We start from the raw sequence: 19897 nt of genomic DNA, 5'->3' as shown, positions 1-19897 counted from the left end.
ATAAATCATTTGAATTATGAAACCATTGAAAATAGCTATATTAGGTAGATACCGGAATAAAAGCGCTAATGGTGTTGATAGAACAATTGCAGGGCATATTTTTGGTTTGGCCGAAGAAGGCCACAAGGTAACACTCCTCACTGTCGAATCCCCTGGAAAAGCGGAGACTGAAGAATTGGCCAGATCTGGCATATCGTTGTGCGTTATTACAGCAAGTTCAATCTTCTTTGTGTTCTCGATCCTCCGTCTTCGTGGCAAATTCGATCTCCTATGGCTGCATTCTGTTTTCACGCTCAGAAACTGGATTGCATTTTCACTTCTTGGTTGTCCATGGATCACCACTCCCAACGGGGGATACTCGCCGGGACAGATTCGTTACAAAAGTAGGCTTTTCAAAAAACTCGCACTTCTTGTAGTCGAAAGAAGAATGATTCGGAATGCCTTGTTCGTCCATACACTCACGGAAACTGAATCATCCGATGTAAAGCATCTGAATGCCAAAGCTAGAACGGTCATTGCGATGAACGGATGCGAGACCGAACCCTACGAACCAGTTCGGTTTAACGATAACGATTGCACCATAAGGTTCCTATTTATCGGAAGGATTTCAGTCGTACACAAAGGTCTAGATCTGCTAATTACCGCTTTGGAGAGTGTTCCTAAAACTACGCCTTGGCGACTGGATATCGTTGGGAAAGGCTCCGATACCGACACCGAAGCTTTATCATTGCAGATCAAACAGAAAAATCTTGAGTCTAAGGTAACACTAAAAGGTTTGCTCTTTGGGAACGATAAGCAAGAAATATTGAGTTCATGTCACGTATTCGTCCATACTAGTAGATGGGAGGGTATGCCATTTTCAATAATAGAGTCAATGTGTGCTAGCAGACCTGTCCTAATAACAACTGGTACGAATATGGGTAAATTTGTCACCCAACATGATACTGGATGGGTAGCAGATATTTCCGCCGAAAGTATCGCAAATTCTTTAAATGAAATTTTAAGATCTGGGCAGGATGTAATAGTGCAAAAATCTAAAAATGCGCATTCGGCTTCAAAGTTATATCTGACTTGGGATAGCGTAATGGCTCCTATTTTTGACGAACTCAGAACAATTCATGACTGAAGATTCAGCAGAAATTTATGCCCCATCCGGATTCCCCATCCCGGTTGCTGAGTTATCACGATTCTTTAACTCATTGGACGACTGGGTCATCGTAAAAAACCAACATCTTTTTAAAAATTTGGAGCGCGGTGGTGACTGCGATATCATTGTTCGTGACAAGGATAAAGCAACTGCTCTGCTAGTAAAACTTTTGGGAAAACCCCATTATGTTGTAACACGAAGTTCCGTTCAATCTTTCTACTACTCGTGGGGATCAATTGACTTTGTGAAATCCGTAGTTTGGAAAGGAATTGTGCTAATCGACCAGCAGAAACTAATCAAATCTTCAAATCGTAACAGCCCTGAAGGGTGGCCGCTACTCCCAAGAGAATATGAGGTCACCTTGAAATTGATATATAGTTTGGTATGGGGTGGTTTCGTGAAAGAGCGCTATTGGTCAGAATGCATATCGTATTACCGAGACAATAAACCGGAGCTTACAGATATCCTTGAGCGTTCGTTGGGACGGAAAGCATCCGCTCTGGTACTTCGCGGCCTGGATATGGATTCCGGGGAATATATGGTCGAGCGCATTCGAGAAGTCCGGAAAGAGATAGCCTTATATCAAATTAAACGCGATTTTAGTTCATTTTTTTTTGGAGCTATTGAGCATTTCCGCACGGAAATTGCCCTCCTGATATTTTCACCAACCCCACTTTCGTTTGTCTTCGGCGACTCCTGGCCGACAGTGGATCGCTTCGTGAATAAATCCAACTCTGATTCGAAAAGATTCCCAACATCAACTCGGGCTTTTAATATACAAAGCAGATCAACCCTTCCCGCATTGTGCCATCTTATTTCTATTTGTATTAAGAATTCTCGATTCCGGTCAAAAGGGGGCTGTGTTTTCGTGCACATGAATTCGGACGAAATTGCTAGATTCATGACACATTTTACCACGAAAATACGGCTGATTCGAATGTCAGATGAGTCAGATTTATTATTTTAGGAGATTCACACGTTTACAAAAAAGGAAGTAACCAATCGTCATAATATGAAAGCAGTAATTCTAGCAGGAGGTCTTGGCACACGCTTAGCACCATTCACCGACGTTATTCCAAAACCGCTGTTGCCGATTGGTGAACAGTCGCTGATGGAGGTGCAGATCACGACCTTGGCGGCCCACGGGTTCAACGAAATCTACATCGCCACAAACTATAAATCAGACTATGTTGAAGCTTATCTAGGAGATGGCAGCAAATACGGGGTGGATCTGGTTTTCAGCAAAGAAGAAGTGCGCTTAGGCACCTGTGGTCCACTTACGTTGCTAAAAGAGCATCTCACGGAACCTTTTCTGATGATGAATGGGGATGTGCTCACCAAAAGCGACCATTCGCGGATGTATGAATTCGGAATGAATCAGGAATCCAATCTAACGATTGGAACGAAAGTGATCACACATCCTTTTCGTTTTGGGAATGTTCAGGTCTCGGACGATGACCTTGTAACGAATTTAGAAGAAAAGCCGGATCTCGCCTTTGAGATTCTCGCGGGTATCTATTTTTTTAAACCAGATATATTCGCAGAAATTCCTGAAAACGAATACTTCGGCATGGACGATTTACTCCACAAAATGCTTCGTGAAAACAAGCCAGTGTCGCGCTATAGTATAACGGAGTATTGGCTGGATATAGGCCAAGTGGATGACTACACACAAGCAAGGGAAGAATATTCCAAGCATTTCTGATCGTTAGTTGCTATCGCGTTTCAGAATAATTTTCTCCTAGTGAATTCATATTTTTCCATAACCCTATCGTGAAGACATCCATATTGATCATCGGTTCTAACGGTTTTCTCGCGACGTCTTTAATTTCCATGCTGCGACAGAAAGCCGAATACGAGATTTTCACACTTTCAAGACATCCAGCTTCTGACATCAAGACGAAACATTTCGTGGCTGAAGCACTTGATGAAAAATCTTTGCGAGATATAGTTTTAACGGTAAAGCCAAAGATTATTGTAAATTTTATTGGTGCTAGCACTTCCACAGAAGCTTTAGTTGAACTCACAAGAATCAACACTGGCGTTATTCTAAATCTAGTGTCGATACTCGGTATAAAAAATTTATCTGAGACAAGAATTATAACAATGGGAAGCGCGGCTGAATACGGAGGTTGTTCAGGTAAATTAATATCCGAAGAAGAACCTGCGCGCCCAGTTTCCGCATACGGTATTTCTAAATTGGCACAAACAGCAATCGCCAAACAATTTAACGAGTCGTTGGGCTCCCGCATCGACGTTGTCCGTCCGTTCAATTTAATCGGAGCCAACAGTCCAGAAAGTCTTATCAGTCAGAAGATTTGTAGAAAAGTTCTTGCTCTCGAAAGTTCCGAAAATTTATATCTTGATGATGCCGAAATGGAGCGCGATTTTGTAGATATTGATGATTTTACAAAAGGCTTATTGAATCTTATCGAGACGGAATGTCTGCCTGGAGTCTTCAATGTATGTAGCGGTAAAGCCGTCAGCCTACGCTCTCTCGCAGAGGCATTCATGATCGCTGGAGGAAAGAGCGGAAAGGTATTGCAGTCCCCGCAAAGCAAATTCCGATCACCCGTCCGACGGGCGGTCGGAGATTCGACAAAAATGTCTGGAGCTACAGGCTGGGTCGTCTCCAAGACATTGCAGCAGGCTGCGAGCGAACAAATTAAAACAGCTGCGTCTTTTTTCTGAAACAGCCAATCAAAGATTATGAATATCAAAAACAAAACCGTATTAGTTACGGGGGCTGACGGCTTCATTGGCAGTCACCTAGTCGAACAACTTGTCGCGAAGGGCTGCAAGGTCAGGGCCTTCGCTTACTACAATTCTTTCAACTCATGGGGCTGGCTGGACTCCATTCCGAAGGAGACTATCTCCCAGGTCGAAGTCGTGACCGGTGATATCAGGGACAGGGGCGCGGTAGCGATGGCGATGAATGGGATGGATGTTGTCTTCCATCTCGCTGCTCTAATCGGCATTCCCTACAGCTACTATTCTCCGGAAAGCTATGTTTCCACCAATATAACCGGAACGCTGAATGTACTGGAGGAGGCACGCAGGCTGGAGACAGAACGTATTCTGGTGACGTCTACCTCAGAAGTATACGGCACGGCGAAATATGTCCCCATCGATGAGGCTCACCCATATCAAGGACAGTCACCTTACTCCGCAACAAAGATTGGTGCTGATCGCATGGCTGAAAGCTATTACAGGAGCTTTGAGTCTCCGGTGACCATCGTCCGTCCGTTCAACACCTTCGGCCCGAGACAATCGGCTCGCGCGGTGATTCCCACCATCATCAGCCAGCTTTGTAATGGAATGGATGAAATCAAGCTGGGCTCTCCGGAGCCGACACGGGACATGGTTTACGTGAAAGACACGGCAGCGGGCTTTATCAGCATCGCCGAGGCGGATGCCGCAATTGGGGAGGAAATCAACATTGCCACCCAAGAGGAAATCTCCGTGGGTGACATGGCGAAAACCCTCATCGCAATGATACGTCCTAGCGCAAAGGTGGTTGTAGATGAGACGCGTTTGCGCCCATCAAAGAGTGAGGTAGAGCGTCTCTTGGGAGCAAATGGTAAGATCAAATCCCTAACAGGCTGGGAGCCAAAATTCAGTTTTGAGCAGGGCCTCAAGGAGACCGTGGAGTGGTTTTCCGATCCAGTGAATCTGGCGCAATACAAGGCGGACATCTACAATTTCTGATCGCCTCTTAGCGACTCTTGCCTTGAGAAATATGAAAGTCTTCATGACAGCCTATGCCTGCGAGCCGGAGAAGGGCTCGGAGCCGGGGGTCGGATGGGGTTGGGCAAATGGCTTAGCTTCCCATGTGGAACTCACGGTGGCCACGCGTGCCAACAACCAACCGGTGATCGAGAAATATTATGCGGAAAACCCCGATTATCCGGGAGGGACGCGGCCTGAATTTCTGTATCACGATCCGGGGGCTCTAGCGATATGGCTCAAGAAAAAAGGCATTTTGCCGACACAGGCGTTTTTTGCTCTCTGGAAGCTCGGAGTGATGTGGCGCTTCCGCAAGCAACTCGGAGGTTTTGATCTTTTCCATCACATGACGTACAGCTCGATCCGGCTACCGGGACTCTGGTGGTTCAGCTCGAAACCCGTGGTGGTTGGCCCAGTGGGAGGGACTTCGACAGTCTCGCCTAACTACATCTCCTTTTACGGTGCCCGCGCCTGGAAGGAAAAAGTGAGGGCGATGATGATTCGTAGTTGGAAGTGGGTGCCCTGGGTGCGTTTGTCACTTGGGCGTGCTGATCGAATTGTTGGTTCGAATAGCGAAGCCACGAACATGATGGCGGAACTGTATGATGACAAGGTCAGCTACCTTATGGAAATCGGTGTCGATCGGAAGGATGTCATTGCTCAAGAAGCCATGCCTAGTTTTGACCGATTTGAACTGGTTTGGATAGGAATGGTTGAGCCTTGGAAAGGATGGATCATTGCGTTGAAAGCTGTGGCGCGAGCAAAAGCCATACTTGGAGCTGAAAAACCCATACGCCTTCGGATGCTCGGACGAGGTAAAGACGAGTCTGCGGCGGCCGCCATGGTTGCCGAACTGGGAATTTCAGATGAAGTTCAGCTTCTCAAAAGAATACCGTTAGAGGAGCTGAATCAGCTCATCATCACCTCTCACGCGATGATTTTCAGTAGCGTCAAAGACACATCGGGAACTGTGGTTCTTGAAGCGATGTGCAAAGGTAAGCCCCTGATCTGCCTGAACCATCAAGGAGTCGGTGACATGACGACCGAAGATACAGCGATACGCATCGAGGTGGGTCCCCTTGATGAGACTGTAGAAAATTTTGCTAACGCCATCGTAACGTTGGCCAGAGACGAAGCGCTTGTGAAGCGTCTTGGGGAAGCGAGTCGGGAAAGGGTTCTTTCCGACTACGTGTGGGATGAGAAAGCGAAGAAAATGAATAAAATCTATCAGCAGGCACTGAGGTCCAAATGAATTCTTTTTCCTCTAAAGACACGATAGTCTCGCAGTTCGAGACTGATTCGTTGATCAACTTACTCAAGCGAGTTGGTCCTCGTGGCGTTGCTTTGTTACGCAGCGAGGAATTCACAGCGGATAAAGTGACCAAAACGGGCGATTGGGATATTGCAGTATCAGACAAGTCGACATTCGGGCAGTTACTCAAGGATTCGTACGGCGAGCCGGATCTGCGGATCACCCGCCAGTATGTCGAGCAGTGGTTTTACTCATGGAATCAGGTCGATTTATTGCCGGTCTTCGAATGGAACGGTCTCGATTTTCTCGATCAAAATAGATTTTGGAAAGGTGTAAGCAATGGTCGTGACGGTATCCCCAGACCGCGCTTGGCACATGATGCATTGATTGCCTGGATGACCGGTGTCTTGGGTGGGAAAACATATAATCCCAAGTATGACAGCCTGATCGCTCAGGCACTCGACCAAGATAAGGACGAGTTTGAATCTGCTCTCAATGAAGCATTCGGATCGGGGTGGACTGAGTTTCTAATGGATTGGGCAATAGCCGGAAACGCGGGTGAAGCCGCGAAACATAGCAAGGATCTCCGCCGAGCTCTGTTTTTTAACAAGTTCAAGAGAGATGCCGGGGGGTGCTTGTCCCGCCAAATCAGCCACTGGTACATTGAGGCGAAACATCATTTGCATCCTCCTTACCCTTGGGTCGCGATGTTGGGACCCGATGGCAGTGGCAAATCGTCGGTCATCGAGGGCCTGACGCACAAATTGAGCCATCGTCGGCTTAGTATTAAAATGATCCATTGGAGTCCGAGGCTCTTGAGAAAAGGCCAGGAAGTTCCTGGTGGGATTGTTCCAGATCCACATTCCATCCCCCCGAGAAACCTTTTCATGTCCATTCTGAAGCTTGGACTGATTACCGCGGAATGGTGGTGGGCATCGATATGGAATATCCGCCATCCGCGCGCCAAGTCCAAGCTGCTGATATCCGACCGCTATTACAACGACATGCTTGTCGATCCGGTTCGTTACCGTTTCGGTGCACCGATCAAGTGGGCGAAATTCGTATTCCGCTTTCTGCCCAAACCCGATCATGTGATCGTGCTGGCTGGCGATGCGGATCAGATCCTCGCACGAAAAAAAGAAGTCACACCTGAAGAGCTGAAACGACAACTCGCTGCATACAAAGAATTGGCGGTGAGTCTCGGCGATCGGGCGACGGTTGTCGACTGCTGCCAACCGCTCAATACGGTGGTTGATGAGAGCTATGAATTGATCCTCGAAGCCTTCCGTGAGAGAAGCCGGAACTTACCCACCGTGGCCAAAGTTGGTAGCACATCGTTCTCAGATAGTGATCAGACTCCCGCCCTGCCCCTTGTGCAACATAAGCCTCCAGTGGAAGCGCATGCACATCAGAGTGGCGACGGGCGACTGAAAGTGTTGATTTCAGCATACGGATGCAGCCCCAGTCGAGGCTCAGAGGCGAACGTTGCATGGAACCTCGTACGGCAGTTGTCGGAAAAACACGATCTCTGCGTCATGACCCGAGCCATTAATAAACCCGTTATTGAGGAAAGCAGCGAGCAATGGGTAGGGCGCATTCAGTGGGTTTACTTTGATCCACCCTCGGCACTCACATTTTGGAGGAGAGGTAAACGAGGGGTTTCCTTGTATTACGCATGGTGGCAGATCCTCGCACGCAGCAAGGCAAAACAACTGATCAGTGAGCAGCACTTCGATGTCGCTCATCACATCACGATCGGCACTTACTTGTTCCCAAGTCTCATTTCAGACTTGGGCGTTCCTCTGCTCTTCGGCCCTGTGGGCGGCGGTGATCAAACACCTCCGGGTCTTGCGAATTCTTTTCGGTGGATGGGTGCTTTTGAAGAATGGATGAGAGCCACAGTGCGGAACTTATTGGAAAAATTCGAATACCTCCATCATTATTACATTTCGAATGCTTGGACACTCGCTGCAACCCCCGCGACGGAGAACGCGCTCCGCAGAATGGGGGTGAGACGTACTTCCATGATGCCTCAATCCGCGACCGGTGATGATAATTTGGAAGCGTATATCAAGGCCCACCCTCCCGTTCCTGCTCCTATGAGTGGTCCACTGGAGTTGGTGACAGCCTGTCGGCTGGTTCATTGGAAGGCCGTTGACATCGCACTTGAGGCGGTCGCTGCGGTCAAAAATGATGGATTGGACGTTCGCCTCACTATTCTAGAGCACGGCCCAGAACTGTCGCATCTCCAACATACCGCCAAAAAGCTCGGTATCAACGAATGCGTGAATTTCGTAGGACGTCTAGAGAGCTTAGAAGAAGTGTTTGGAAAAATCTCATCTGCCGATGCCTTGCTCCATCCCGCTCTCCACGAAGCGTTCGGGCAAGCTTGTTTGGAAGCACTAGCTCTTGGAAAGCCCGTTATCTGTCTCGACTGGGGTGGCCCTGGACTTATTGTGAATGATCGCTGCGGATATAAAATCAAACCAGCCTCCCGCGAGGATTCAATTGCAGGCTTCGCTGACGCGATCCGAAAGCTTGCAGCCGAAAAATCAAGTGGCCGAAACTTCACCCGGGAATGTATCAAACGAGCCAAAGATTTTCAGTGGGATACGAAGGCTGAGGAAATTGATGGATTCTATCGGCAAATACTCGTTCAGGAAAACGCACGTAAAGAAGCACCTAACCCGATACACCTAAAGTGAGAATCGCACACTTTCTTCCCCATTATCCGGGTAGAGATGGTTCTGCCGCCTTTTGCCGAGGGTTGTCGCGCGCGCTGAACCGGATCGAGCCGGGCTATTGCCCCATAATCAGCCTCCGTCCTGGAAAAATCGAACAAGCTCGGAACGAGGAGATTATTCATTATTCAAACGAAGGAAGGCGCACCCCATTTCATCTACCCGAGCGCATGCTTGCGGATTTAGCGAGCAACACTCATAAGCTTGATGGATTGGTTCTTCACGGAACCTTCAATCCGCCAATGGCGGCCATGGGGAGACATCTTCGTAAGCACGGCATACCCTATATTTTCATTCCTCATGACCCTTATGTCGAACCCTTACTGAGAGAGCACAGATATCGAAAAGCTCTTTATTGGCACCTGTTTGAGAAGCAACTCATCTCCGGTTCATGCGCTGTCCAACTCCTCGATGCAAGCCATGAAAAACCACTCCGTGATATGGGCTGCGAGGTAAAAACCGTCGTCGTTCCAAATGGATGTGAACCAGAGATGCTCAACGATCTTCCAGCTGATGCAAGAATTCCAGGAGTTGATTCTGAGGAAACACGGATCCTTTACTTCGGCCGAATGGACAGGAATCATAAAGGCTTGGATCTTCTTCTGGAAGGGTTTTCAAAAGTAATGAGCAAGGCGAGTCCCCATAATGCGAGCGCCAAACTCATCATGACTGGCAACGACTGGACTGATCGCAACGAGCTTGAAGCCCTGACAGCTAATCTCGGAATCACAGATCAGGTCACTTTCACTGGAAGAAGGCCTGAAAGTGCGATGGAGATCGTGGCTGATGCCGATCTAGTCGTCCTGCCATCTCGTTTCGACGGATTTGGATTGTGCATCGTAGAAGCAATGTTGGCGGCTCGCCCCGTCATTGTGTCTTCGAAAGCCGGAGTTGCCAGTCACGTAGAAAAAAGTGGTGGAGGTTGGCTCACCGAACCCAAACCCGAGTCAATAGCTACAACGATTTCAACCGCATTAGACTGCAAGCACGAATGGAAAGACAAAGGCCTCAAAAACCAAGCCTATGTTCAAAATCACCTGACTTGGGAGCAAGTCGCGCATCAGACTCGCCAAGCTTATAGTAGCGTATTCACTTAGCAGCTATCGGTATATTCACAGCATTTGGAATGCTAACCTCTACCATGAATGCTTGATATATACTGGTTTACCAATTCTATCGACGCATGCTTTAATGCAGACTGGAAAAAGAGCCTTGTAGGCATTAGTTTCCGAACTATACGTAGGTTCCAGCAAGATAATCCATTCGTTTTCAATATCATCCCGATGTTTTCTGACCGCACAGTCCAATTACTCGCACCTCTCATTCTGCTCTCTTCACCCATCGCAACAGCGATGATCGATTTGAATGGAGATGGTGTTTCAGACCTTTGGCAACAGATTTACCCGTCGCTTTTGCCTAACGGAGACGATGACTCCGATGGCTATTCTAATGCTATTGAGTCATACGCAGGGACCGACCCTCTATCCCGCGATTCCACGCCTAAAATCAGTGACCTCGCCACCAATGGAAATGTGGTTACCCTGACTTGGGACTCAGTTGCAGCGAAAGCCTATGAAATCGAGCGCTATAATGCTACCCTCGATAGCTGGTCTTCGGTGACAAGTCTAGTTTCCGATGCAGATGGGCCACTCAGTGTGGAAATTCCGATGAATGCTGCATCAGAAATTTTCCGCCTGAAAATCAGCGACATTGATAACGATGGTGACGGTCTAAGCGCTTGGGAAGAAAAGATGCTTGTCGGTTTTTCAGACAATACCCTCAGAAGCCCTTCCAATGGTAATCTGGCTGATTACTCTGCTGCTGTTAGGAAGCTGGAAGGAACCGGGACTCTTACTCTCTCCACAGGCCTCGTAATCCCCCAACGCCCTGTTACCAAAAGCGAAGCCGCCCGTTTTTTAACTCAAGCAACCTTCGGACCTGACCCAGACCTCATCAATGAGGTAGCGGCGATTGGGCTCGGAGCATGGATCGATCAACAGCTAAATCCGACCACGCCCACCGAGACCAAACAGACAATGACCGGCCAAGGTGGAACTTTTCCCCTCTGGTGGGGAATGGGGTGGTGGAAAGCGGCTATGACCGGAGAGGACCAACTTCGGCTAAAACTCGGAAACGCATTGAGCCAAATCCTCGTCATTTCGATAACCGGCAACGATCTAATTCGCGGAAACTCCAACACACAGGCAGACTACTACGATATCCTGCTGCAGCATGCACTCGGAAATTATAGAGACCTCCTCGAAGATGTCACTTACAGCACTCAGATGGGATTCTACTTATCCCATCTCCAAAACAGAAAATCGGATCCATCGATTGATCGCTTCCCAGATGAGAATTTTGCGCGTGAAATCATGCAACTCTTCACGATTGGATTATGGGAATTAGAGTTGGACGGCACGCAGAAATTGGACTCCGAAGGCAAGCCCCAGCCAACCTATACCAATGCTACCATCACGGAGATGGCCAAAGTCTTTACAGGTTTTGGATTTGGCGGGCCTCAAGCTACCTCGTTTTATGCTCCAGTGAACGGAAATGACTTTGTTTACCCAATGAAAATGTGGGATGACGAACATGAACCCGGTGTGAAAAACATCGTAAATGGAGTGACTATCCCAGCAGGGCAGACCGGAGTTGAAGACGTATCAGACGCATTGGACGCTCTTTGCAATCATCCAAATATTGCCCCATTCATTAGCAAACTGCTGATCCAGAGATTCACCTGTTCAAACCCGACTCCTAGTTATGTAAGGAGAGTGGCCAGCTCATGGAATGATAACGGCGCAGGCCAACGTGGCGATCTCAAATCGGTGATCGAAGCAATCCTTATGGACCCAGAAGCCCGCACGCCTTCGGCAAACGGTGATGCTTCGGGTAAAGTTAGAGAACCCTTCCTGCGAGCTGTCGCAATTGCAAGAGCCTTCAAAGCAAGAAATGAACGAAGTACTCCGACATTTCCTGTATGGCCTGGGGTCTTCTTGCAGGACTTCGGTCAGAGGCCCCTTTCGGCCAATAGCGTATTTAACTTTTACCTTCCCGACCACCAGCCTAGTGGCGAACTCAGGGACCGGGGGCTGTTCTCCCCTGAACTCGAAATCGCTACCCACGATCGCTTGATCAAAACGGATAACCGGATTTATTCTCATATCACTACAGGTATTCTTCCGTATGGCTCTGATCCCATTGATTACCTCAAGTGCGATTTTTCAGTGCCACTCTCTATAGCGGTAGACAGTGCTTCAGTGCCCCAGCTCGTAGACTATTTAGATGATCTTCTCACGTGGGGGATGATGAGCTCCACCACTCGCGCCGCTGTCATCCAGGCCACCCAAGCCCAGACAACCCCGTTAGCTCGCGTCCAGACAGCAGTCCATCTTATCGCAGAATCCCCAGATTACATCGTTCTAAAATGAAAGACCAACAGCCACCATCACGCTTTCTAGGTCGCCGCCGATTTCTTGGCGAAATAGGCTGCGCAGCTCTGAGTACAGCTCCTATACTTTCCTCGATTTTAAATCTCAGACTGATCGGCGAGCTTGCCGCAGCAGAGGCTCCTGCCGATGACGATTACCGCGCTCTCGTTTGTGTCTTTCTGGCTGGTGGCAACGATTCTTTCAACATGCTCGCGCCAGTTGACGTAGACGGATATGCTGAATACGCCGCTGCTCGCACTTCTGTGGCTCTCGCTGTTTCTGATTTTTCCCCGCTGACCGGAAATCTTCCCGACGGGAGAACACTCGGACTTCAGGACAGCATGCCAAATTTGAAAGCTCTTTTTGAGGCTAATAAAGCAGCTTTCGTTTGCAACGTCGGAACTTTGGTCGAGCCAACGGACATTACCTCCTATACAAATGGTTCTGCTGCGTTGCCATCCGGCTTGTTTTCACACAGCGATCAGCAAATGCACTGGCACTCCTCGATGCCTGACAATAGATCACCTACAACTGGTTGGGCCGGACGAATGGCAGATCTACTCGAGGAACTCAATGGTGAGAGCCAGGTATCGATGAACATCTCCTTGGATGGTATTAACCTATTTCAAAGCGGTGCCCAGACAGTGCCACTCTCTCTTAATTCTAACGGCGTTGCCCCAGAGCTAACTTCTTGGAACAGTGCCTCCTACCTCCCCAAAAGAACGGCCATCGAGTCCATTCTTGATGCGCAATACCAGAACGCTTTTCAACGTACATTTGCTGCGATGAAAAAAAACGCCATTAGAGCAAACGCGAGCTATAAAAGTGCTATTGCACTTGGAGACGCCGTGACCACATCCTTCACCACCACTAACAATCTTTCAGTAAAGCTGCAAACTGTTGCCAAAACCATCGCGGCAAGGACACCTCTGCAGAAAAAACGGCAAACCTTTTTCGTTGTCGTCCCCGGATGGGATCTTCACGGCAGCCTTGAAGCAAATCATCCGGCGCTCTTGGCATCTGTCGACCAAGCCCTAGGGGAGTTCCAAAATGCAATGGCCAGCCTCGGAATCGAGGATCAGGTTACCCTATACTCAGCATCAGATTTTGCCCGTACTCTCTCGTCCAATGGTTCAGGCACCGATCATGCTTGGGGAGGTAATCAATTTGTTGTTGGGGGTGCTGTGAACGGTGGAAAATTCTATGGCGACTACCCAGAGCTAGCATTGGGATCGTCTCTAGATACTGGCCGCGGCCGCCTTATTCCCACTACATCCGTGGATCAGTATTTCGCGGAAATGGCCTGCTGGATGGGCGTTAGTCAAGCGAGCTTGCCTATGGTCTTGCCTAATTTATCTCGATTTTCGTCTGAGGGATTGGGCTATCTCACTCCAACCTTATGAAGCGGTTTGCGAAATGGATATTATTAATTGCTGCGTTGGTTCTGATCTCAATCTATTTTTCTGCGAAGAAGAAAACCCAAGAACCCGAGAACCCGCCATTCCCACAGCCCGTAGCTGTCACTCCAGAAGTAGTTCAAAATAAGCTGACCATCATTGAAAACAGCGAGTTTGACCAAGAATTCTACAAACCTGGCGGGAACCAAAAAAACGATCTGCGACTGCTGGCGGACGTGCTTATGAATGCACGGATTCTTGTCAAAGACCATCACACCCTAGTTTTCGCAGATAATCGTGACTTCACAAAGTTCATCTCAGGTAACAACAAACACAGTGTCGCTTGGATTCGCCCCGATCATCCCTCTATCAATCGCCATGGAGAAATCACTGATCGCCAGGGGAATCCATTGTTTTTTCATCAAGAATCTTCAAGTTATACTATCTTGAGATCTGCCGGTAATGATGGAATCATGTGGAATGAAGATGATATCATCTTTGATCCGAAACAACCAGAGTGATGAATCGTTGGGATGACGGTGAGCTAACCTGTAATCCTCTGGAGAGTCATTTATTGAATGCATCCACAACTTCGGCAGATTGATTGTCGGCGGGGATATGATGTAGAGGATCTCACTGCGCTAATGTCTCTTAAATGATCCTGGATCCTTAAGGAGTTATTTAAAATATCACCATAAATCCAATCTAAAAAATTGAATCGTTTACTAACAGTTCTACTGAGCTTTGGTGTTTTATTAGCGTGTATGCTAGGAACAACTATCAGTCTCCCTCTGCAGTCACCATCATTGATATTACTCGGTGTCTCTGGATTACTGGGTGCTGTTCTAGCACTCCGAACAGATTTCAATATTAAGATGCTTTTGCCTGTGATTCTGGCTATTTGTTATTTGGTGTATAGAGCTGTGACCTCTCCGGTCATGGATCTAGCATTGGAAGATATATTTCTGATTCTCGCAGCTGGAATTTTATACCTAGTATCGGGCCACGTAATTGAGGGTAACAAAATCAGGTTGTCGCTCGCCGCAATTATTTTGCTTATGCTTTGTTTGCATATTGGTTCGGCTTTAATGCAATTTACAGATGGTGCAGGTTATTCCTTTGTTAGAATGTTCAGTCAAGGGGTTTCCCCGATATGGCAGTCAGCTTCGGAAATCCCAGTGAAGATTACTGGAATGTATGGCTATCAAGGAAGTTTCGCAAATTTTGTATCCATGGCAGGTTTGTTAGCGTTGAGTCTGGGTCTGTGGGGGCGGTTCGGCAAATGGATTAGATTGCTACTGTGCTTATTTTCAGCGCTGGCATTAGCCTGTGCGTGCCTGGCACAGTCTAGGTCTGCAATGATAGGTATGGTTGCAGGGGGCGTAGCACTGTTATTATTGCTATGGGTTTCATTTAATGGTCAAGGAGACGAATTACGGAGACGTTTGAGAAAATACGTTTTGTTGATTGGTTGTGCTGGACTGATCACTGGGGGTATTGCCGCAAAATGGGTGTTTGTTAATCGTGCCCCCACAGAGGAAAAGCAAAAACTGACATTCAACACAAACGCGCGACTGGGATATTGGCCTATGGCTGTTGAGCAATTTGCAGATCATCCCGTCATTGGTGCTGGAAGTCGAAGCTTTTCCTATGAGTGTTTTCAATATTGGAATCCGAATCTAGCTTCATATGAAGCGAATCCTGAATTTGTTCATAATGAGTATTTGCAGGTTATGGCTGATTATGGAATTGTTGGTTTCCTGCTAGTAATGGCACTATTATTAATTCATTTGATAATAGGAGTCCGCCGAGTCGTTTATTTATCGAGTCGTGTGAAAAAAGACGGATTTAAAGAAGGGGCTAATGCGATGGCATTAGCGATTGCGGGTGTATCTGGAATGGTGGTGATGCTGGTACATGTTATCTTTGATTTCAGGATGCATATATTGGCAAACTTGTTATTGTTCGTATGTTGTACGATCTGGGTGCTGCCTGTGGCAGGTTCTCAAAAAATAAAAGGCAGTGGAGGAGCGGGGCGATGGCTGTCATACGTGATCGCTATAGTGCTCATGATAATGGGAGGGGCCAGTGTAGGCTTGGGTTATTACCACTTGAAAGGGGGGATGCCGCTCTTGAAGAATAGGATGGGTAGCGAGGTTGGCTTATGGAAACCGCAAGCAGTGCAAAGGTCGATTTGGATTCCAGCTTTGGAAGAATCCGTGAAGTTGGCTCCCAGTTATAGACGTCTACTTAAACTTGGGGCCCTATATCGACTTGAGGCAACTGAATTGCATGGTGATGAACGAAAAACTATGCTGAAAAAGGCCATATCAATGTATGACCTTGCGGCCCAACGCCATCCTTATGATCCAGTCTCGCAAGTCAACTTAGCCGAAATACACGGTTACTTAGAGGAGTATGAAAAGGCAGACCAACACTTTCAACACGCCAATCACTTGGGGGCTGCAAGGAGGTTCTGGCTTAAAATTGATCTCAAATGGGCGGAGGTTCTGCGGCTCAGAGCTGGTAAGCTGTGGCGAGATGGTAATGTGAAGGAAGCGCGGAAACAATATCAACGTGCCTATGAATTACTTGAGCCGTTGGAGATTTTCAGAGAGGAACCCGGGCAAGCTTTCGTAAGGGTAACAATTGAGTATGTGGCGCTGTTAGATGCTACGGAGGACTATGAAGCATCTGATGCATTGGTTGATGACGCAAAGTCGAAATTGCCGAATGGAATAATTTACAGTAAGACACACTATTTTCTCAGAGAAATAGGTGAGCATTATTTGCGTAAGGCTAAATTTCTTTGGTATAAACGTCAGCCGAATGAAGCCTATGAGGCCCTATTGCTCGCGGAGAAGAACTACTCCATTCACAAAACCTTGTTGAAGGGTGAGAGTGATAAGCGCGGCACTAAAGGATATGATGAGGTGAAGCAAATATTGGAGTTTTTCAAGCAAACGGGAGTTGGTGAAAATGAGTGAATTGACACATCCAAGTGACAACAAATTCAAGCTGTCATGCGGCCGAAGAATTCAAAGCAATCCTACCGTCCGGTGAAGATTGGAAAATAGATATGTGTGACCGCTTAAAAATTCTTCAAGTATTCAACAAGTATTCATCTTACGGTGGAGAGGAGTTGGTAGTTGAGAACATTGATAAGATGCTATCGCCTTATCATCAAATGGACGAGTGCCTGTTCTCCAGTGATGAGTGGCTTAAGCAAGGCGCTCCATCGAAGTTAAGACAGGTCAGTCTGATGTTTAACAACCCACGGAGCCGGGCCGCACTAAAAGCGAAAGTCGCGCAATGTCAGCCGGACGCCCTTCTTCTGCATAATATATATCCTGTGGGATCACCGGGAATCTATGCTGAGGCACTTGCGTTGGATGTGCCCGTGGTCCAATACATTCATAACTTCAGGCCTTTTTCCGTGGGTGGCACATTGTGGCTTGGTGACCGGGTGGCTGAGGAATCACTTCAAGGGAAATATTGGGCAGAGATCAAAGCTGGAGCATGGCAAGGGTCACGATTGAAGTCCGCTTTGTTTGCCCAGGTTCTAAGACACTTGCATCGTAATGGTTGGCTCCAAGCTGTGAAGTGCTGGATCGCTATTTCTGAGTTTATGCGTGCCAAATTCGTCGAAGCGGGGATACCTGCTGAAGACATAGTCACGCTACTGCATCCTTGGCATATGATTGAGACTGAACCGGATAATGAGGATTCGGGTTATTACCTTTTTCTAGGCAGATTGGTAGAGGAAAAGGGGGTCAAAGTGCTTCTGGAAGCATGGGAAATCGTTGAAAAAGAGATGGGTTCGCAGTGCCCTGTGTTAATGATCGGCGGAGAAGGTGAAATGGAAAACGAAGTAAATCATGCTGCGGATAATTCACCGAAGATTAAGTGTATGGGCTTTGTGAAGGGGCAGGCGAAGGCTGATCTCATCGCAAGCTCACGTGCCATGATCGCGCCCTCAGTTTGGTGGGAGCCCCTAGGGCTGGTAACTTACGAAGCCTATGATCATGGGAAGCCTATGTTGGCAGCTAGCTCGGGGGGACTTAGTGAGACTGTCACCGATGGACATACTGGCTATACCCATACACCAGGATATGCTATGGAGCTGGCAGAATCGGTTATACGGATGGAGGCGCTTAAGCCAGAACAGCGACGGGCTATGGGCCGTGAAGGTAGAGAGTGGCTCAAGATTAATGCGGATCCTGATCAGTGGCGTGATCAAATAGCCGGTCTGATCAGGTCAGTCAAAGCTAGGTGATATGCAATGATGAAAGTGAGAGGCTGGAAATCTAAGATCATTGGGGGTTTAGGAGGTTGACAGTTTGGAGGATGGATAAAGAATGACGGGCCTCGCATAGTCAGCCTAAAGGCGCTAGCTCTGAATTGAGACATGTAATCATATGAGAAAAGCAAGTTGTAAAGACGGCAAGCACGACAATGTAAATTGTGCAATATTATGGCTTAAGGAATATGGTCCAGTTGTTCTTCTGGCCTGTGTTCTCTATGTTTTCTTTGCAATTGTACCCTTGTTTAAGACCGCAGTGGGGAGTGATCTTGTTGGGTGGACTTGGAGAGCTTGGAACACCAAAAACGACTTCATTCATGGCTGGGCCATTCCGTTTCTGTTCGTCGCGTTCGTGGTCATGGCCTGGGACACGATGAGAAAGGAGCCGGTGAAACCCATGTTGCTCGGGTTGGTGCCAGTGCTTTTCGGAATCGTGCTTTACGTTGCTTCTGCGCGAACATTGCAGCCAAGAATTGCTCTTATAGGAGTGCCTTTTTTGATCGTTGGCGGGGTTAGTTACCTCTTTGGCTGGCGAGTAGCTAGACACATGTTGTTTCCAGCGTTTTTTTGGTATTTTGCGATACCTGTTCCGGGCATTCAACAAGCCACTAGTTTCCTTCAGGTGGCCGTCACCGAGTCTTGCTACCGTGCAGGTTTGTTGGTTGGCATGAATATCGTCAATACTGGTAACGAAATCCATTCGGCTGACAACAGCTGGAATACATTGGACATCGCAGCCGGTTGCAGCGGAATACGGTCTTTGATGGCGTTAGTGATGATTTCTGCTATCTACGCCTATTACACCCAAAAAGAACTGTGGAAAAAAGCATTTCTCTTCGCCTGCGCCTTACCCCTTGCCTTGGTGGCAAATTTTTTCAGGATCTTCACGATTCTAGTGCTGGCCGAAATGGGTTTCAGCGAATTTGCTGCAGGGGCTTGGCATGATTGGGCTGGACTGTTGTTTTTTTTCCCGATCGCACTAGCCGGGCTCTTCGTCCTTGACCGACTGTTGAATTGGAAAACCAATCGTAAAGTCGTCCGTAAAAGAATCCAAGGCTGACGAGCATTCGTTATCATAGCTGTCTAACCATTTTCTCTGTGTTACTTCCCACCCCTTTCCTTGAAATTGATGAGCAAATTGCAAATTAGAATCCTGATTCTAACCGGAATTCTGGCTGTAGGGTTTTCCTCGGTTTGGTGTTTACCGAAAGCTGAGTCGATGAAGCCGTCTCGCTTGGCTCGTCATCTGCCGTTAGAATTTGAAACTTACCGAGGTAAAAGAGTTACCGTTACCGGCCGTGAACGTGAAATTTTAGCTGCAGATACAGAGTTCGAACGCGTGTCATATGTCGACTCATCAGACAGTTCGATCCCCGGCTTTGAGGTGTCAGTGGTATTCTCGGGCAAGGATCTTAATAACAGTATTCACCGTCCTGAAGTTTGTTTGCAAGCTCAAGGCTGGAACTTTGAAAAAGAAACCGATGTAGTGGTGCCTGGAGCTCTCCGCGATGGCGGCGATATGACATTTCGTGAAATTGTCTGCAGAAAAACGGTGTTCGATCCGGAAACGAAGAAACCGGTGATCCTTCCAAACGGCGAACAACTTTATGCCCGAAGAGTTCAGTATTACACTTTCTTAGGTCACACGGATATAACACCCGGTCACTACGATCGTACGATGATTGATATGAAGGACAGATTGTTCAAGGGATATGATCAACGGTGGGCGTATGTTACGTTTTCAATGGTTGTTACTGGAGCCTACGCGGAGCAAGGCGCGATGCAGGGGAAATCTTATAATCTTGAGGAAACCGAAAAGCTGCTAGCGACGTTCATCAAGAAGCTGGCGCCATTGGTTGTCGATGTGCCCGAAGATGCTGGTGACAATAGCTAGCGAAGC

15 protein-coding genes are annotated in these 19897 nt (G+C 47.7%); all 15 read left to right on the top strand.

The features are described from left to right. The first annotated feature begins 16 nt into the window (after positions 1–16). The 15 genes from ACSPJT_RS08860 (at position 17) to ACSPJT_RS08790 (ending at position 19891) form a co-directional block, all read left to right on the top strand. On the top strand, positions 17–1126 hold the full coding sequence (locus ACSPJT_RS08860; protein ID WP_435896017.1) for a glycosyltransferase family 4 protein: 1110 nt from the start codon (positions 17–19) through the stop codon (positions 1124–1126). Beyond that, entirely contained in the window at positions 1119–2114 is a 996-nt protein-coding gene (locus ACSPJT_RS08855) for a hypothetical protein (protein ID WP_435896016.1), read from the top strand. The genes ACSPJT_RS08860 and ACSPJT_RS08855 overlap by 8 nt, the downstream gene beginning before the upstream one ends. A gap of 45 nt (positions 2115–2159) precedes the next feature. Then, positions 2160–2852 carry a sugar phosphate nucleotidyltransferase gene (locus tag ACSPJT_RS08850; protein ID WP_435896015.1) on the top strand — a complete coding sequence of 231 codons (693 nt, stop codon included), beginning with the start codon at positions 2160–2162 and terminating at the stop codon, positions 2850–2852. Between the two features lie 68 nt (positions 2853–2920). Next, positions 2921–3838 carry an NAD-dependent epimerase/dehydratase family protein gene (locus tag ACSPJT_RS08845; protein ID WP_435896014.1) on the top strand — a complete coding sequence of 306 codons (918 nt, stop codon included), beginning with the start codon at positions 2921–2923 and terminating at the stop codon, positions 3836–3838. Between the two features lie 18 nt (positions 3839–3856). Further along, positions 3857–4855, top strand: a complete 999-nt coding sequence (locus ACSPJT_RS08840; protein WP_435896013.1) for an NAD-dependent 4,6-dehydratase LegB — start codon at positions 3857–3859, stop codon at positions 4853–4855. Positions 4856–4886: 31 nt separating this feature from the next. After that, positions 4887–6125, top strand: coding sequence for a glycosyltransferase family 4 protein (locus tag ACSPJT_RS08835; RefSeq protein ID WP_435896012.1), 1239 nt, complete (start codon positions 4887–4889; stop codon positions 6123–6125). After that, complete coding sequence (locus ACSPJT_RS08830) at positions 6122–8830, top strand: glycosyltransferase (RefSeq protein WP_435896011.1); 2709 nt, start codon at positions 6122–6124, stop codon at positions 8828–8830. Before ACSPJT_RS08835 ends, ACSPJT_RS08830 begins: the two co-directional genes overlap by 4 nt. A gap of 206 nt (positions 8831–9036) precedes the next feature. After that, a complete protein-coding gene (locus tag ACSPJT_RS08825; RefSeq protein ID WP_435896010.1) occupies positions 9037–9963 on the top strand; it encodes a glycosyltransferase in 927 nt (308 codons plus the stop codon). A gap of 186 nt (positions 9964–10149) precedes the next feature. Then, the gene (locus ACSPJT_RS08820; RefSeq protein WP_435896009.1) at positions 10150–12297 is read left to right on the top strand and encodes a DUF1800 family protein; all 2148 of its coding nucleotides are present in this window, start codon (positions 10150–10152) and stop codon (positions 12295–12297) included. Then, positions 12294–13700 carry a DUF1501 domain-containing protein gene (locus ACSPJT_RS08815; protein ID WP_435896008.1) on the top strand — a complete coding sequence of 469 codons (1407 nt, stop codon included), beginning with the start codon at positions 12294–12296 and terminating at the stop codon, positions 13698–13700. Before ACSPJT_RS08820 ends, ACSPJT_RS08815 begins: the two co-directional genes overlap by 4 nt. Further along, positions 13697–14215 carry a hypothetical protein gene (locus tag ACSPJT_RS08810; RefSeq protein ID WP_435896007.1) on the top strand — a complete coding sequence of 173 codons (519 nt, stop codon included), beginning with the start codon at positions 13697–13699 and terminating at the stop codon, positions 14213–14215. The genes ACSPJT_RS08815 and ACSPJT_RS08810 overlap by 4 nt, the downstream gene beginning before the upstream one ends. A gap of 192 nt (positions 14216–14407) precedes the next feature. After that, the gene (locus ACSPJT_RS08805) at positions 14408–16681 is read left to right on the top strand and encodes an O-antigen ligase family protein (RefSeq protein ID WP_435896006.1); all 2274 of its coding nucleotides are present in this window, start codon (positions 14408–14410) and stop codon (positions 16679–16681) included. A 14-nt stretch (positions 16682–16695) separates the two neighbouring features. Beyond that, entirely contained in the window at positions 16696–17970 is a 1275-nt protein-coding gene (locus ACSPJT_RS08800; RefSeq protein ID WP_435896005.1) for a glycosyltransferase family 4 protein, read from the top strand. 142 nt (positions 17971–18112) lie between these two features. Then, a complete protein-coding gene (locus ACSPJT_RS08795; protein ID WP_435896004.1) occupies positions 18113–19057 on the top strand; it encodes an exosortase/archaeosortase family protein in 945 nt (314 codons plus the stop codon). Between the two features lie 69 nt (positions 19058–19126). Then, a complete protein-coding gene (locus ACSPJT_RS08790) occupies positions 19127–19891 on the top strand; it encodes an exosortase-associated EpsI family protein (RefSeq protein ID WP_435896003.1) in 765 nt (254 codons plus the stop codon). The last annotated feature ends 6 nt before the right edge of the window (positions 19892–19897 follow it).

Source organism: Oceaniferula spumae (genome assembly GCF_042849255.1).
GTDB lineage: Bacteria > Verrucomicrobiota > Verrucomicrobiia > Verrucomicrobiales > Akkermansiaceae > Oceaniferula > Oceaniferula spumae.
The sequence above is the reverse complement of the archived record's forward strand: the minus strand, read 5'-3'. Positions and strand labels throughout refer to the sequence as shown.